Source organism: Paenibacillus sp. J31R120, assembly GCF_056269225.1.
Genome location: NZ_JBWDNN010000004.1, coordinates 312,764 through 328,783, shown reverse-complemented (window position 1 = coordinate 328,783; position 16,020 = coordinate 312,764). Strand labels below are relative to the sequence as shown.

Genomic DNA, 16,020 nt, shown 5'->3' with positions numbered 1-16,020 from the left:
AAACATGCTGAATAATGGAGAACGGACGAATATAATAGCAACAGCAGAAAAGGAGATTCATAAGAAATGTCGAAAGACGTGTTATGATGACGACAAAAAAACGGCTGCTCCTAACTTTCTTATTCGTTATTGCACTTACAGCCATACGCTTGCTATGGTACAGCCCTGAGCTGTTCCACCATCAACCTAAAGCCGAGAGCGGCCAACTGGACTTGCGTGATTGGCAGCCTTCCTCCAAACGTGTGGTCCCTTTGAATGGAGAATGGGAATTCTACCCGATGAATCTGCGGGAAAAAGATTTTCCGAAAATGGACTCCGCTTCCTACATTCAGGTTCCGGGAGACTGGACAGACGCATTTTCAACAGACGGCGATACTTCGTATTGGTACGGCACCTACCGGCTGCGCATATGGCTGCCAGAGAATGAGCAACAAGCCTACAGTATTCGAACGGGCAAATTAAGATTCGCTTCTGCCCTATACGCCAATGGGACATTGATCGAGAAATTCGGCAATCCATCCGAGTCGCCGGAACAATTCGCAGGCAAAAGCCTCCCGGCTACTCTTGATTTACCGGCAGGAACCAAGGTCATCGATCTGGTTATCCAGATGTCCAGCCATGTGCCGAAAAGCGGCATCACGACGGCGCTCTGGTTCGGGACGCAGGACGCCATCCTGCTCAAAAGCAATCTATCTATCGCCATGCAGCTTGTCTTATGCGTGGTCATTCTGCTGCACGGTTTATACGCCATCATTTTATTTTTCATAGGGCCATCCCATAAAATGCTGCTCTATTTCTTCCTGCTTGTATTGTCGGCAACCCTCAGCGTGCTTGTCGACGATGACCGGCTATTGTTCCACTGGGTGACCATTCCGTTCGAGCTTGGGATCAGAAGCGTATTCCTGACTTACATGGGGATTGCAGCAGTCGTGCCTCCGCTAATCAAGCAGCTTTTTCCGCAAAACGGCAAAAGACGCTCGCTGGCTTGGTTCCAGTTATTATGCGCGGTACTTTTTCTATTCATTATTTTTGCTCCGTCCCAGTTGCTGCTGCAATTCTCTGACCTGTTGTTCGGCCTGTTGCTGTTGTCCTGTCTCGTATCACTTTGGACGCTCAAGAAGGCTATTCTATACGATCCGGATACGTTGTTTCTCGTGCTTGCCACCTCAGCTATCATCTTAAACGTCTCATGGGCATCAATAGCCAACGAGACACTCATCTCGCAGCCGGTCTATTATCCTATCGACCTGATTGTCGCTTTCCTATGCTTTGCTGCCTTCTGGTTCAAGCGATTTATGCGCACAAGCGAACAAAGCAGACAACTGGCGGCCAAGCTTCAGCAAGATGACAAGCGCAAGGATCAATTTCTGGCCAGCACCTCCCATGAGCTTCGCAATCCGCTTCATGGCATCATCAATATCGCTCAGTCGATGCAAGAAGATAGAGAGCATCCCCCAGGTGAGAGAAACGCCAAAAACCTGGAGTTACTTGTGAGCATCGGCAAACGCATGTCCTATCTGCTGAACGATATGATGGATGCTAGCAGGCTGAAGGAGAATCATATTACGCTGCATACTGCGCCTCTTGATGTGCGGGCCGTTACAATGGGTGTGCTGGAGATGGTGCGGTTGATGACAGAAGGCAAGCCCATCCGCTTCAGAACGATCTTCCCGGACTCGCTGCCGCGCGTCATGGCGGACGAGAACCGTCTGGTCCAAGTGCTGCTGAATCTGCTTCACAATGCCATTAAATACACAGACAGTGGCGAAATTGTAGTGAGTGCGTCCGTTCAGGATCAGATGGTATGCGTACACGTCTCAGATACGGGAGTCGGCATAACCGACGACGATTTGCTCCGTATCTTCCAGCCCTACGAACAGGGGCAATCCAGTCTGGATCGGGCAGCTGGCGGATTCGGCCTCGGACTGAACATCTCGAAGCAGCTTGTCGAGCTGCATGGAGGCAGCATAGAGGCCAGTTCTATTCCTGGGCAGGGATCAACATTCAGCTTCACCCTTCCGAAGTCGGATGTCCCGCCGCTGCCAGCCTCTGCATCTGAACAGGAGCCGCCTCTTCTACCACCGGAAAAACAGCCGGAAGACCATGATGCCACTTATCGCATCATTGAGGCCGCTGAAGCCCGCCATACGGAGAAAGCTAATCGCCCCGTCGTGCTGGCCGTCGATGATGATGCTCTAAATCTTCATATTGTGGAAAATGTGCTTGGCCAGGAGCATTATCGCATCGTAAAAGCGTCCAGTGCCTCAGAAGCGCTTCTCCTGTTAGAGAAACAGCCTGCGGATTTGGTTATCGCGGACGTTATGATGCCTTATATGTCCGGTTATGAGCTGACTCGCATGATACGCAGTCGCTTCTCCATGGTCGAGCTGCCTATCCTGCTGCTCACCGCGCGAAGCAGCCCAGAGGATATCTATACCGGCTTTCACGCGGGAGCCAATGATTATGTGACAAAGCCGGTAGACAGCCTGGAGCTGAGAAGCCGGGTGCGCGCGCTGACGGATATGAAGCAGTCGATGGCTGAGCGGCTGCGCATGGAAGCGGCGTGGCTGCAGGCACAGATTAAGCCGCATTTTCTGTTCAATACGCTGAATTCGCTGGCCGCGCTTGGCACCTTCGATCCCGCCAAAATGCAGCAATTGCTGGACGCATTCAGCCGTTACTTGCGCATCAGCTATGACTTCCATAACTCCGACCGATTCGTGCAGCTTGACCGTGAGCTGGAGCTTGTCCGGGCTTATCTGTATATTGAGCAGGAACGATTCGGGGAGAGATTGAATATCGAATGGGATATCGGGACCGACACTGGCATGATGGTGCCGCCTCTGTCTATTCAGCCGCTTGTGGAGAATGCAGTCAACCATGGCATTCTGAGGAAGGCCAGCGGAGGAACCGTCACGATACAGACGGAGGAACAAGCTGGCGGAATACGGGTTGCGGTTCGTGACGACGGCGCGGGCATGAGCCCTGGCAAAGTCAAGCGGCTGCTGGACGAATCCGTACCGGCTGACGGTATAGGATTTCGCAATACCGACCGTCGACTAAAGCAGGTGTACGGCCGAGGATTAACGATCACGAGCAGGCCCGGCGAGGGAACCGAGGTCAGTTTTCATATTCCGGCAAAAAGGGAATGAACGGTTCATCCGCTCATTCCCTGTTCTGTTCGAGCCACTGGTTATACCATTCCGCAATATAGGGGCTGGGCTGCTCATTCAACTGCACTTGCAAGGTATATTCCAATACGCGGTATTGTCGATTAACCGCTGCATGATTGCGCTGAGATGCGTACAGCCTCATCAGGCCGAAGTGCGCTTCTTCCGCTACAGGCTGGCGAAGCCCGATCTCCAGATAGCGCAGGATGGCTTGATCTGTCTGGCCGCATGCCTCATGCCATTCAGCAATGCGCAGGGATGCCCTCAGCCAGAGCTGCCGCAGTCGCTCGCGCTCCGATTCCGCCCACCAGTAATCATACTCTTGCAGATAATCGCCGGCGTACAATTCCATGGCCATCACATAGCGGTCAATCGTATCCGCAGTCAGCGGCTGATCAAGGGACACCGCGCTCTCCCATTCCTCCACGTCAAACCGCACATCCACAACGTCCAGCCGGTAGCCGTCCGTCGCATTCATCAGCTCAAAGTGGCGCCCGAGGCCCGACAATCCCTTCCGGACATGATACACAGTTGTATATAATTGCGCATATACCTTCTCGGACTCCTCTGCGTCCGGCCATAGCAAATCGATCAGAGTCGACTTGCGTACGAGCTCCTTCCGGTGAAGGAGCAAATACAGAAAAAGCTCCTGAGCTTTGGCCGTTCGCCAATGCATGAGCTCATACGGATGCGAGCCTGCCCCAATCTCCGCTTGGCGGAACAGCTTGATGCGAATGGAAGATGCTTGCCGCTTCTCGTCACCGACGGACTCGCGACGCTCCTTCAGCCGCTTAATGGTCTTGAGCAGCCGCTCCTTCAATACGGGCTTGACGATGTAGTCCAGCGCGTCAAGCTCGAAGGCCCTCACAGCGTAATCGTCGTAAGCCGTGACGAACACAATGCTCAGGTACGACTTCTTCTCGAGCAACTGCTCCGCCAGCTCCAAGCCGCTAATTTCGGGCAAATGAATATCCAAAAAAACGATGTCTACATCGCTTTGAATGATTTGTTCCTTCCCCTCAAGAGGATCGATATGTTGGCCAATGATCTCAATCTCCGGCAAATCGGCAAGTTGATAAGCCATATAATCTAGTGCAAGCCGCTCGTCATCGATCAGGATTACTCTCATACGCTACCGCCTTACTCTGTATTTGCTCCCATCTATTAGGACTATCTATTCATTTCCTTGTAAGTTGACAAGAAGATTATACCATCTATACTTCTGCTTTATCATCTTGATTCCACATCTCTCTTGAATGATGCTTCCAGACATGATAATTTAATGTTCGACAACTTCCGCAGGATCATTACAAAAAAGGCGGTGACGATATGAGAGCCCTAATAGTAGACGATGAGCGGCTGGCTCTCCAGCGCATGGAATGGCTCATCAAGCAGCATGCAGGCGGCGAACTGGAGTGGTCGGGGGCCTTCCTTGATCCCTATGACGCGCTGGAAGCGGCGCGAGCAGAGCATCCGGATATTGCATTCCTCGATATTGAGCTTCCCGAGATGAACGGTTTTGAATTGGCAGAACAGCTGCTGCTCATCCGTCCCAAAATCCGCATCGTATTTGTAACAGCCTATCAGGATTACGCCATAAAGGCTTTTGATATTAACGCGCTCGATTATTTGCTGAAGCCCGTAGCTGCCGACCGCCTGTCGCTTACGATGCAGCGAGCCCGGGAAACGATCGTTCCCTCGGAATCGGAGGCTGCCGTTAAGGAACCGGCAACACTATGTTGCTTTTCCTCGCTCTATTACAGGGACGGCCCCGGACAAGCCCGCTCCTTCACCTGGAAGACGCTGAAGGCGGAGGAGCTGTTCGCTTACCTGATCCACCGTCGCGGGCTCACAGTCAACAAGCAGGAGCTGCTAGACTTGTTATGGCCGGATTACGATGCCAAGAAAGCGACCGCCCAGCTTCATACCGCAATCTATCAGATACGCAAGGTGATTGAATCGGCCAATCTGGATGTGGGGATTATCTACAAAGACGGAGGCTACCGGCTGACAATGGGTTCCCTTGCCGTAGATACCGAGCTCTGGGAATCCCATGTCCGCAGTCTGCCTCCTCTGACAGCCGATACGCTTGAGCTGCATCTGGGCGTATGCAGAGAACACAGCAGCGACTATCTGGCCGATCACCGCTACAGCTGGGCCGAATGGGAACGGGATCGTATCCGTCTTGTCTGGCTGCGACAAGCAAAGCCGATAGCGGACTGGTATTACCAAAACGGCCAATATGGCGATGCCGCCACAATCTATCAGCATATACTGGATCGGGCTCCCGACATGGAAGACGGTTACTTCGGCTTAATGAAAACAAACGCTGTACTCAACTATTCCAGCGAAGTGATGAAGCTCTATCATACCGTCGTAAGCAGGCTGCAAGAGGCGTTCAACGTTGCCCCAAGCAGGGAGCTGATGGAGTGGTATGCCGATTGGAAGCGGCATGCCGCTTCCGGCGATTGACTCCGCTTGCAACCAAGCTTTTATAACGCGCAGCAGAGCCTTCAGCTCTTTGCCTCCAGCCTTTTTACAGGCTCGGGGGCTTTTTTGGCGTTCGGCTACATTCAGAAAATATTTAGTGGTATGCGGTATATTGGTTGATGTTCTGACAATCTTCGACTACCATCGTCAGACCAACCAGAAATGAGTGTCGAACAATAGAATATTTTGGAGGTGTAGCTTACAGGCATGAGGTTACGAAGCAAGGCATTAAAATGTATGGCCGCAGCGATCCTGCTGTTCCAGGTCATACTTCCTACCTCCTTTGCCGACAGCGATCCGATCGTTGTCGATCCGCCAGAGGAGATCGTAGAGGCGGTAGATCCGGCAGAGGAAGCAGCTTCTGAAGAAGCGGCTTCTGAGGATCATGCGGTGATGCTCGCGGCGGCAGCAGCCAGCGTCATCACGGACAACCTGATTACCGCGATTGAGATGAGGGACGAGAAAGGCGACCGTATTCAGGATATTCGGCCCGATCAAGGCTCGCGCGTGGAGATCGAGTTTCTCTGGTCGCTGCCAGCCGGACACGGCTACGGGGCCGGATCAACCTATACGTTCCAGCTCCCGGACAAATTCAGGACCGATCGGGTGCTGAACGGAGATCTGGATGGCGAGATCGGCACATACGAGGTCACACCGGGCGGTCAGGTGACATTCACCTTCAATCAGGAGATTGAAGATAACCTGCAGTTGGACGGCAACTTCTTCGTATGGAGACAATTCGAGGCCGGCAAATTCTCGGGCGGAACCAAGCAGGATATCGTCTATGACTTTGCGGGAATTACGATCCCCGTCCACTTCAAGAGCAGAGGCGGCAGCGAGATCGACAAGACGGGCAATGCCAACAAAGGCATGAACCCGAATCGTATCGAATGGACGGTAGAGTTCAACAAGGGCGAGAAGTCGATTCAGAATGCCATCTTCAAGGACAAGCTCCCAACTGGGCTTGCACTGGATACAGTGGATGTCTACCTGCTTGAGGTTCAGCTTGACGGAACTACCCGCAAGGGAGCCCAGCTGACCGCAAGCACCGACTACCAGCTTAAACCCGTTGCTGACGGCTTCGAGCTGGAGATGGGCGACATTACCGACGCTTATCGCGTCGAATATGCAACCCATATTACAGGCACGGTCGATACCACCTATCGCAATGAGGCGACAGTGAGAGGCTCGAACCTGCCCACTCCGCAATCCGATGATGCCAGCATACAGGCTCGCTACAGCAAGCCAATCGAGAAGCTGGCGAATTACGACCGGTTAACACAGTCGGTCAAGTGGACGGTTCGCTACAACTACAATGAACAATCCATTGCTCAGGCAGATGCCTGGATCAAGGATACGTTCGATACGGCCAATCATACGCTCGATACGGGATCGTTCACCGTGTACAAAATGACCATCGCCGATAACGGCAGCGCATCGCGCACAGGCGCTGCGCTTACTGAAGGCACTGAGTATACGGTAACGCCGGATGCCGGCGGCTTTACGCTGAGCCTCGCCAATGGCATTGATTCGGCCTATGAGATCAGCTATACGACCAAGTCGATCAACCGGATCTATGACGATACGAAATCGATGACTAATGATGTCGAGATGATCGGCGGCAAAACAGACTCGGAATCTGTATCGTTCAGACAAGTGATCTTCTCCAAAGGCGTTAAAGCTGTCGACTACAAAAACAAAACGATCGAATGGCAGTTGACGCTAAACGAAGACTTGAAGACCATGGATGCTGTAGTGATCAAGGACAAATTCGCCAACCAAGGATTGACGTTCCTGGCGAACAGCATTGCAATCAGCGGATTGACGAAAGGAACGGATTACACGGTATCCCCGGATCCATCGGATGCTGAAGGCATTGTTATTGATTTTACGAACAGCCTAACAGGCAAACATGTCATTACGTACAAGACGGCGTTCGATCCGACGTACTATACGCCGGCGCAAATTAAAAGCGCCAACTATCACAATAACGCTTCGCTTGAGTGGGAAGAGTCCGGCGTCAAGCAGACAGCCATTGTGAAAGGCGCAAGCGTTGATCCGGACAACTATACCAAAAATAATGGCCGCAAGTGGGGCGAATATGACGCCCGGACCAAGGAGATCACCTGGACGATCGATGTGAACTACAACCTTCATACGATCAACCAGCCGGTTGTCCGCGACTTCTATACGGGAGAGCAGACACTGAATGTTAACTCCATTACCGTGCAGCGGCTTACCTTGAATGGCGGAAGCGATAACGTAACGCCGGGCAGCGCCTTAACGGCTGGAGTGGACTATACGATTACGCCTAAGAAGGCGGGCAATAAGGACGGCTTCGAGCTGATCTTCGCTCAGCCGATCGACTCCGCTTACCGCATCACGTATAAGACAAGCCTGATGAACCATCCGGTAACGTCCCAATACGCCAATGAAGCGGTACTGTTCGATGCGGCGGCACCTTCCGTGCTGCTATTCAGCCAATCGGATACGGTCCGTCCACTGCATGGCGATGAATACGTCTTGAAGATCGGCAGCCAGGGCACAGGCGCGGATCAGGACTTCGCCTTCTGGACGATCTGGATTGACCGCAGCCAATCCCATGTGGAAGCCGGTGCTGTGTTGACGGATACGCTGTCGGCGAATCAGGTGCTGGTCACCGATTCCTTCAAGCTGTATACGACAATAGCGGACAAGCAAGGCAATCTGACAAAGGGAGCACTCTTGCCGGAAGCGGCTTATGAGCTGCAAGCTGCTGGCAATACGTTCAGCTTAACCTTCAAGCAATCGTTCGATGCCGCATATGTGCTGGAGTACAAATCCTTCATTAACGCAGGAGATGGAGAAACGATCGGCAATGACGCTTCCTTCGCCGGACAATCCTCCGGATCGATTAATGAAAAGGAATCCAGCTCGTTCCAGGCCAGCTTCTCCGGAGCAGGCGGCGGTGCTTCTGCTTCCAAGGGCAATCTGAAAGTTGTAAAAGTTGATGCAGACGATTCTAGCAAACCGCTTGCCGGAGCAAAATTCGGACTGTATGACGCCAGCGGAACCAATCTCCTGAAGGAATTGGTAACGGACAACGATGGTATTGCCGAATTTAAGAGCTACAAATATAGAGATTATGTGCTGAAAGAACTGGCAGCCCCAACGGGGTACCTGCTTTCAAGCGAGTATAAAGACGGACAGAAAGTGACGCTGGATGCCGCAGTGAAGGAGATCAAAATCTCCAACCAGAAGGGCATCTGGGATCTGGAATTGCTTAAGGTCGACAGGGACAATCCTTCCAAAACGCTAAGAAATGCCACATTCGCTCTTCAATTCAAGAATGGCGGAACATTCGAGGATGTGGCCGGCATGGGCGAACTGACGACGAATAATCAAGGCATCATCTACTTGACTGACTTGCCTCTTGGCGACTACCAATTGATCGAGACGAAAGCGCCTCGCGGGTACAAGCTGGACAAGACGCCGATTCCATTCACGATTTATGCGGAACAGGCAGCCGCTGCGAAGGTAACGGCAACGAATGAAACCAACCGCGGCGATGTCGTGCTGACCAAGGTAGACGCGTATGATAACACGCCGCTTGCGGGGGCGATATTCGATCTGGTGACAGTAACCGGTACGCCGGTGAGCACAGGACTCGTCACCGATGCCGACGGCAAGATTAAAGTAGAGGATTTGGCAGCAGGCAACTACCGCTTCATTGAAACTGCGGCGCCAGCAGGCTATTATCTTCGGACTGATCCGCTTGAATTCGAGCTTGTGGACGAGGATTTGCTTGAATTCACAATTGCCAACAATGCGTATAGAGGCAACCTGAAAGTGGTGAAGGTTGACGCAGAGGATTCCAGCAAAGTGCTGGAGGGAGCGAAATTCGGATTATACGATGCCAGCGGAACCACTCTCCTGAAGGAGCTGGTAACCGGCACTAGTGGCACAGCCGTATTCGAGAACTACAAATATGGCGATTACGTGCTGAAAGAACTTGTTGCACCATCGGGGTACCTGATTCCAACCGATTATATGAACGGTCAAATCGTGACGCTCGGCGCAGCGGTCAAGGAGATTAAGATCGCCAACCAGAAGGGCATCTGGGATCTGGAATTACTTAAGGTAGACAAAGACAATTCTTCCAAAGTACTGAGCAACGCCACATTCGCCCTTCAATTCAAGAATGGCGCTACATTCGAGGATGTGGCCGGCAAGGGTGAATTGACAACGAATAGTCAAGGCATCATTTACTTGGCTGACTTGCCTCATGGTGATTACCAATTAATCGAAACGAAAGCGCCGCGCGGCTACAAGCTGGACAAGACGCCGATCCCATTCACAATTCTTGCTTACCAGGCAGCCGCTGTGAAAGTAACGGCAACGAATGAAATCAACCGCGGCGATGTCGTTCTGACTAAGGTAGACGTGTATGATAATACGCCGCTTGCAGGCGCAATATTCGATCTGGTGACAGCAGCCGGGGTGCCGGTGAGATCAGGACTCGTCACCGATGCCGACGGCAAAATTAAAGTAGAGGATTTGGCAGCAGGCAACTACCGATTCATCGAGAAAGTTGCTCCAGCAGGCTATTATCTTCGGACTGATCCGCTTGAATTCGAGCTTGTGGACGAGGAATTGCTTGAATTCACACTCACGAACAATGCGTACAGAGGCAACCTGAAAGTCATCAAGGTTGACGTAGACGATACCAGCAAACTGCTGGAGGGAGCGAAATTCGGATTATACGATGCCAGCGGAACCGTTCTCCTGAAGGAGCTGGTAACGGGCACCGATGGCACAGCCGTATTCGAGAACTACAAATATGGCGATTACGTGCTGAAAGAGCTTGTTGCACCATCGGGCTACCTGATTCCAAGCGATTATATGAACGGACAGACAGTGACGCTGGGTGCTGCGGTCAAGGAGATTAAGATCGCCAACCAAAAAGGCATCTGGGATCTTGAATTCCTTAAGGTGGACCAGGACAATCCATCCAAATCGCTGAGCAATGCCACCTTCACCCTTCAATTCAAGAATGGCGCAACATTCGAGGATGTAGGCGGTATGGGTGAGCTGACAACGGACAGCCAAGGCAAGATCTATCTGGCTGACTTGCCGCATGGCGATTACCAATTGATTGAGACGAAAGCGCCGCGCGGCTACAAGCTGGACAAGACGCCGATTCCATTCACGATTGATGCTTACCAGGCAGCCGCTGTGAAAGTAACGGCAACGAATGAAATCAACCGCGGCGATGTCGAGCTGACCAAGTTGGACGTGCATGACAACACGCCGCTTGCCGGGGCGACATTCAATCTGGTGACAGCAGCTGGCGCACCGGTGAAAACAGGGTTAATCACCGACGCCAACGGCAAGATTAAAGTGGAGAATTTGACAGCAGGCAGCTACCGCTTCATCGAGACGGCAGCGCCAGAGGGCTATGACCTGGCAACCGCTCCGCTCGAATTCGAGCTGGTAGATGAGCCGCAATTGGCATTCAAATTCACTAACAAAAAGACACATGGTTCGGTCAAAGTCATTGCGATCGCAGGTTGCAGTACGGATCGTCCGCTGAAGGATGCGGAGTTCGTCGTGCTAGACGAGAATAAGCAACCAGTCAAGGACAACAACGGCAAGGAAATCGTAGTGACGACCGGCAAGGATGGAACCGTCAGAGTGTCTGAGCTTCTTCCTGGCAACTACTATATAAAGCAAGTTAAGGCTCCGAATGGCTATGCTTTGATCAAGGATATGCTTCCATTCGAGGTCGTTGGCGGCGAGGAAGCAGAAGCGACAGCCTGTTACAATAATCGTGCGGTCGACATTCCTGATGAAGAATCGCCATCCGGCGGTGAGCCTGGAGGCACGGAAGAGCCAGGGTCCGGTGAACCGGGCAGCTCTGGTGAGCCTGGCAACTCCGAAGGCGGTAACGGCTCCACACCTGATCCGGGATCTACGGGTAATCCTGACCAGCCTGACGGCGGTCCGACCGACGAAACAGAGCCAGGCCATAACGGCGAGACAGGCAATGGCAATGGAGAAGTCGGCAATGAGGACGACGGCAATTCCGCAGGCAGCGGCAATGGTCAAGTTGCAGGCGAAAATGACGGAAACGAAGGCGTAAAAGGCGTTGAAGTCCTCCCGAAAACGGGCGAAGACAGTACGCTTCCATACACGCTATCCGGCATGGCGCTTGTTCTGCTTGGCGCTGCAATGCTGCTCTACCGCAAGAAGCGCAGCAGCGTAAGCCAGTCGTAATGGAAATAAGGCTTTAAAAAAAGACCTTGCAGCAGGTCTCCGGGTAACCGGAGACTTATGCGCAAGGTCTTTCTTTATCCAGCTGCCGTTTGTATCACTGGCGGCCGCACATTACTTCAGCGTAATCTCCTTCTTCCATGTCAGCTCCTGGCCCTTCTCATTAGCAAAGGTGAAGATCACTTGTCCTGTTTCACCTTTCATGGAATCCGGATAGATGAAGCCGGAAAACTGTCCGTTCCCGCTAATATAGAAGCCGTCCTCACCGTTCCCGCCATGCTCGGCTGCTTCCGCTACCGTATTTTTAATATGGTTCTTATCCGATTTCCACTCCATCGTCTTCAATTGAAAGCCTTCAGGCACTTTGTTGACCGCAAAATCAAACATATTGCCTTCAATCGGCTTGTCGGTCTGGTCAATGACAATCAAAATTTCCTGATCCGAGTTCTCCTCCGCCTTGTTATCTCCATTATCCGTGTTGGCCGGCTGGTCCGGCTGCGACGTGGCGGCTCCAGAAGCAGGGCTCGAAGGGCCTCCGCCTTCGTTGTTCGTGGCGGCTCCGCAAGCGCTCAGCGCCAGTGTCATCGCAGCTAGTGCAGCAACTACATAAACAGCTATTTTTTTATTCATGATTGTTCCCTCTGCTCTCTAATAATGTGAAATAAAACGCGACACCGCGGGACGTATTTCTTACGCCATACTCGCTTCCGTGCAGCTCCAAAATGTGTTTCACAATGGCCAGTCCAAGGCCCGTTCCGCCAGACCTGCGGTCCCGTGACCGTTCCACCCGGTAGAAGTGCTCCCAAATCCGATCCAGATCCTCTTCGGCGACAGGCAATCCGGCATTCTCGATCGTTACGCGAAGCCGGCTGTCAAGCCGCCGCTCCACCGTGATGTCGATCACGCTAAGCGCCGTGGCATGGCGAATCGCGTTGCTTAATAAATTCAATACGACTTGCTCCAGCTTGGCCGTATCAGCTTGTACCAGCTGCTCTCCCTGATCCTCAAGGCTCAGCTTATATGTCAGCCCCTTGCTCTCCATCTGGTGAGAGAAGGAATCAAGCGCATGCTGAATCATATCCCGAAGAGAGCAGCTTCTCAGGTTCAAACGAACGGCCTTTAATTCGAATTTGGATAATTCCAGCATGTCTGCAATAAGCGTATTCATGCGATCGGCCTCGCTTGCGATTAGAGCAAGGTAACGCTCCCGCTTATCCTCTGCTACTCCGTCTTGCAGGCCTTCAGCGAAACCTTTCACATTGCTGAGCGGCGTCTTCAGCTCATGGGATATATTCGCGATCAGCTCTTTGCGGAGCTGCTCGGTCCTCTCCTTCTCCTGCATGTCCCTATACAACATGGCATTGGCAGCGGTCAGCTCCTTGAGGGCAGCATCCAGATTGGTGGACATCGCGATCATATCTCGCGACAGCTCCCCAAATTCATCCTTTGACCGAATATCCGGCTGTTCGGAGAAATCCAATTTGGCCAGCCGCTTCGCCGAACGGCTGAGCTGGATAAGCGGGCGGGAAACCATCCGGGAATAAACCAGCGACAGTATGAGCACGAGCAAAATGATAATCGGTGCTACAAAGACGGAATATTGCTTCAGAATGCCGACCGCTTCCCCCACCGGCTGAAGCGAGGTCATGACCATGACATAGCGTTCGCCCTGCTCTACCGACAAGCTATGCACTAGAACGACATAAGGGATTCCGCTCCAACTGTCCACCCATTCCGTTCGGAGCTTGCCTTTAGTCCGCAGGCTTAACAGGAATGAATCATGCATCCCGCTCCACTCTCTCAGCACTTCATCGGTCAAGGCATCTTGGTAATAGGGATTGTACGATCGCTGTTCAGGCAGCAGAAATTCTGTAATAGCCCCGCTGACCCTCACAAGCCCCGTCTCGGGGGAGCTCCCCTCCGGAAGAATGGTGTAAGGCTGCATCACCGAATCCTGCTCATCCATAAAGATGCCGTCAATCGTTAAGCGGTCCCCGGCCTGCAGCCCCAGCGGAATGCTCTCGCGGGTCAATCCCTCCCTTGGAATAACAATGGTGACCGTCTGCCCGCCATCCGTCAGCATTTCCAGAAAATACGGATTCAGATTTAATCGCTCCAGCCGTCCGTTCAGAATTGAGAAGCTCGCATCCTGATCATTCATAAAGCTGCCAAGAAGTTTGGCCAGCTCTCTGCCATTAGGCTGCTCAGCGGTGTACCGGTCCGCGAACTGCTCCATGCTTTGCTCTAGCTTGTGAATTTTGGTAGACCGGTAAAAACGTTCGAAAAACAGACCTTCCGCGACCATAACGACCAAAAAAACAAATAAAACCAATATCGAAGTCACAACAAATAGTTTAAACGCAACGCTGCGGTTCCTCATCCTTCGACTCCAAACTTATAGCCCGACCGGACAACCGTGCCGATATAGCGGCTTTCCTTACCCAGCTTGGCTCTCAGTTTCTTGACATGAGTATCCACCGTACGCAGGTCTCCCAAGTAGTCGTAGCCCCATACCGCATTCAGAATATAATCACGGGACAGCACCTTCCCCGCATGCTTCATCAGAAATAGAAGCAGCTCATATTCCTTCGGAGCCAGGTTCACAAGCTCTCCCTCTACGGTTACCGTTTGTGACTTTCGGTTCACGGCTAGCCCTCCGAAGATCAGCGTGTCGCCGTCGCGGCCGACTGTCCCTTCTGTCCGCTTCATCAATGCGGTGGCACGGGCTACCAAGACACGCGGGCTTAGCGGCTTCATGACGTATTCATCAGCGCCCAGCTCGAAGCCAAGCAATTGATCGTCATCATCCGTTCTTGCCGTCATGATCATAATCGGCACATCGGACTGCTCGCGTATTCGTCTGCATACGCTCCAGCCGTCCATCTCCGGCATCATAATATCAAGCACGATCAGATCAACCGTGCTCGTCTCGAACAGCTCCATAGCCACTTTGCCGTTCTCTGCCTCCAGGACATCCCACTGTTCCTTTTTGAAATAATCGGTAATAAATTCACGCATGAGCGCATCGTCTTCCACCAGCAATATTGTTCGATTCATACCAAGACTCCAAATCTAACCTTTTCTATTTGTATATACTCATTGTTGCCCTATTGAAACCTTGATATAAACCTTGCTTCGGCTCCAGTGCTAGGCCATGAACCTGCACCTCCGTTTCCCTAAGACGTACTATAATGAAGTTCTGTGTACAACGTGTGTCTTAGGCCGGAAATAAAAAATACTCTCGCATGAGAGTATTAAAGCAAGGGCGGCTGCCAGCCGCCAATGATGGAACGATTACGGGCATGATTCAACTCGCTTAACCGTATATCGACAGTTCAGGGGCGTAGTCCGTGAACCGGTACAGCTGTGCCGGACGCTGGGAATATTGGTTGGACATAAGCGATTGTCCCTCTGCATCCCGAACCTCCTCAATTATCCCCTTTCGGCTTTGAGTCGACGTAATCTTGCGGATGAAGTTGCGTTCCTGAAACGATGGCACGACGGTCTGGATGACCTGATACAGCTCGCTCATTGTGAAGCGCTCCGGAAGAAATTCCTTGGCAATGATAGTCGTCATCATATGCAGCCGAATCTTGTCCAGCGCATCCGTAAGAATGGTACGGTGATCAAAGGCAAGCTCCATCGCTAAAGCATCCTCTACCGGTATTAACCGGACATCCGCCGCCTCGTCAGACGTTCTTCTGCTCGCGACATACGCCTCGTGCACCAGCGCAAAAAACGCATGGGAGATCATCCAGCCGCGAGGATCGCGTCCCGGCATGCTGTATGTATTGAAGTATTCCAGATGAACGCCGGATACGCCCGTCTCCTCCATGAGCTCCCGCTCAGCGCATTGCTGCACCGTCTCCGTCTCCTTCGTGAAGCCGCCCGGCAATGCCCATTGGCCCTCGAACGGCCATTTCTTCCGCTTAATCAGCATCACTTCCAGCGCGCGAATCGGCAGGGACTTCTTGGCCCCTGCCTTCTCGGTCGACGTAATAGTAAAGACGACAATATCAGTCGGCGCGCCATCCGGCGTGCGGTATTCTTTGGGCGAATACGGAATAGAATGTTCGTTCATGATTCAGTCTCCTGATATATATAAGGT

Annotated in this window: 8 protein-coding genes; 3 read left to right on the top strand and 5 right to left on the bottom strand. The window is 52.3% G+C overall.

Annotation, left to right across the window (positions count from 1 at the left end):
• Nucleotides 1-83: 83 nt before the first annotated feature.
• Nucleotides 84-3,152, top strand: a complete 3,069-nt coding sequence (locus AC0YNW_RS16970) for an ATP-binding protein (RefSeq protein WP_475832934.1) — start codon at nucleotides 84-86, stop codon at nucleotides 3,150-3,152.
• Nucleotides 3,153-3,165: 13 nt separating this feature from the next.
• Here the strand turns inward: AC0YNW_RS16970 and AC0YNW_RS16965 are convergent, their stop codons facing one another.
• Complete coding sequence (locus AC0YNW_RS16965) at nucleotides 3,166-4,299, bottom strand: response regulator (protein WP_475832933.1); 1,134 nt, start codon at nucleotides 4,297-4,299, stop codon at nucleotides 3,166-3,168.
• A 200-nt stretch (nucleotides 4,300-4,499) separates the two neighbouring features.
• Between AC0YNW_RS16965 and AC0YNW_RS16960 the strand changes: the two genes are divergently transcribed.
• Both AC0YNW_RS16960 and AC0YNW_RS16955 read left to right on the top strand, forming a co-directional pair.
• The gene (locus tag AC0YNW_RS16960; RefSeq protein WP_475832932.1) at nucleotides 4,500-5,642 is read left to right on the top strand and encodes a response regulator; all 1,143 of its coding nucleotides are present in this window, start codon (nucleotides 4,500-4,502) and stop codon (nucleotides 5,640-5,642) included.
• Nucleotides 5,643-5,867: 225 nt separating this feature from the next.
• Complete coding sequence (locus AC0YNW_RS16955; protein ID WP_475832931.1) at nucleotides 5,868-11,915, top strand: SpaA isopeptide-forming pilin-related protein; 6,048 nt, start codon at nucleotides 5,868-5,870, stop codon at nucleotides 11,913-11,915.
• Between the two features lie 111 nt (nucleotides 11,916-12,026).
• On the opposite strand, the gene AC0YNW_RS16950 is transcribed toward AC0YNW_RS16955, so the two are convergent.
• The 4 genes from AC0YNW_RS16950 to AC0YNW_RS16935 all read right to left on the bottom strand — a co-directional run bounded on the left by AC0YNW_RS16950 (nucleotide 12,027) and on the right by AC0YNW_RS16935 (nucleotide 15,993).
• A complete protein-coding gene (locus tag AC0YNW_RS16950; protein ID WP_475832930.1) occupies nucleotides 12,027-12,542 on the bottom strand; it encodes a hypothetical protein in 516 nt (171 codons plus the stop codon).
• On the bottom strand, nucleotides 12,535-14,292 hold the full coding sequence (locus AC0YNW_RS16945; protein WP_475832929.1) for a sensor histidine kinase: 1,758 nt from the start codon (nucleotides 14,290-14,292) through the stop codon (nucleotides 12,535-12,537). Before AC0YNW_RS16945 ends, AC0YNW_RS16950 begins: the two co-directional genes overlap by 8 nt.
• On the bottom strand, nucleotides 14,289-14,969 hold the full coding sequence (locus AC0YNW_RS16940; protein ID WP_475832928.1) for a response regulator transcription factor: 681 nt from the start codon (nucleotides 14,967-14,969) through the stop codon (nucleotides 14,289-14,291). The genes AC0YNW_RS16945 and AC0YNW_RS16940 overlap by 4 nt, the downstream gene beginning before the upstream one ends.
• A 259-nt stretch (nucleotides 14,970-15,228) precedes the next feature.
• Entirely contained in the window at nucleotides 15,229-15,993 is a 765-nt protein-coding gene (locus AC0YNW_RS16935; RefSeq protein ID WP_475832927.1) for an NUDIX domain-containing protein, read from the bottom strand.
• Between the last annotated feature and the right edge of the window lie 27 nt (nucleotides 15,994-16,020).

Excerpts from the sequence above, each read along its gene's own strand:
- AC0YNW_RS16940 (WP_475832928.1), bottom strand. The coding sequence starts at position 14,969 with ATGAATCGAACAATATTGCTGGTGGAAGACGATGCGCTCATGCGTGAA.
- AC0YNW_RS16945 (WP_475832929.1), bottom strand. The coding sequence starts at position 14,292 with ATGAGGAACCGCAGCGTTGCGTTTAAACTATTTGTTGTGACTTCGATA.
- AC0YNW_RS16960 (WP_475832932.1), top strand. The coding sequence starts at position 4,500 with ATGAGAGCCCTAATAGTAGACGATGAGCGGCTGGCTCTCCAGCGCATG.
- AC0YNW_RS16965 (WP_475832933.1), bottom strand. The coding sequence starts at position 4,299 with ATGAGAGTAATCCTGATCGATGACGAGCGGCTTGCACTAGATTATATG.
- AC0YNW_RS16955 (WP_475832931.1), top strand. The coding sequence starts at position 5,868 with ATGAGGTTACGAAGCAAGGCATTAAAATGTATGGCCGCAGCGATCCTG.
- AC0YNW_RS16970 (WP_475832934.1), top strand. The coding sequence starts at position 84 with ATGATGACGACAAAAAAACGGCTGCTCCTAACTTTCTTATTCGTTATT.
- AC0YNW_RS16935 (WP_475832927.1), bottom strand. The coding sequence starts at position 15,993 with ATGAACGAACATTCTATTCCGTATTCGCCCAAAGAATACCGCACGCCG.
- AC0YNW_RS16950 (WP_475832930.1), bottom strand. The coding sequence starts at position 12,542 with ATGAATAAAAAAATAGCTGTTTATGTAGTTGCTGCACTAGCTGCGATG.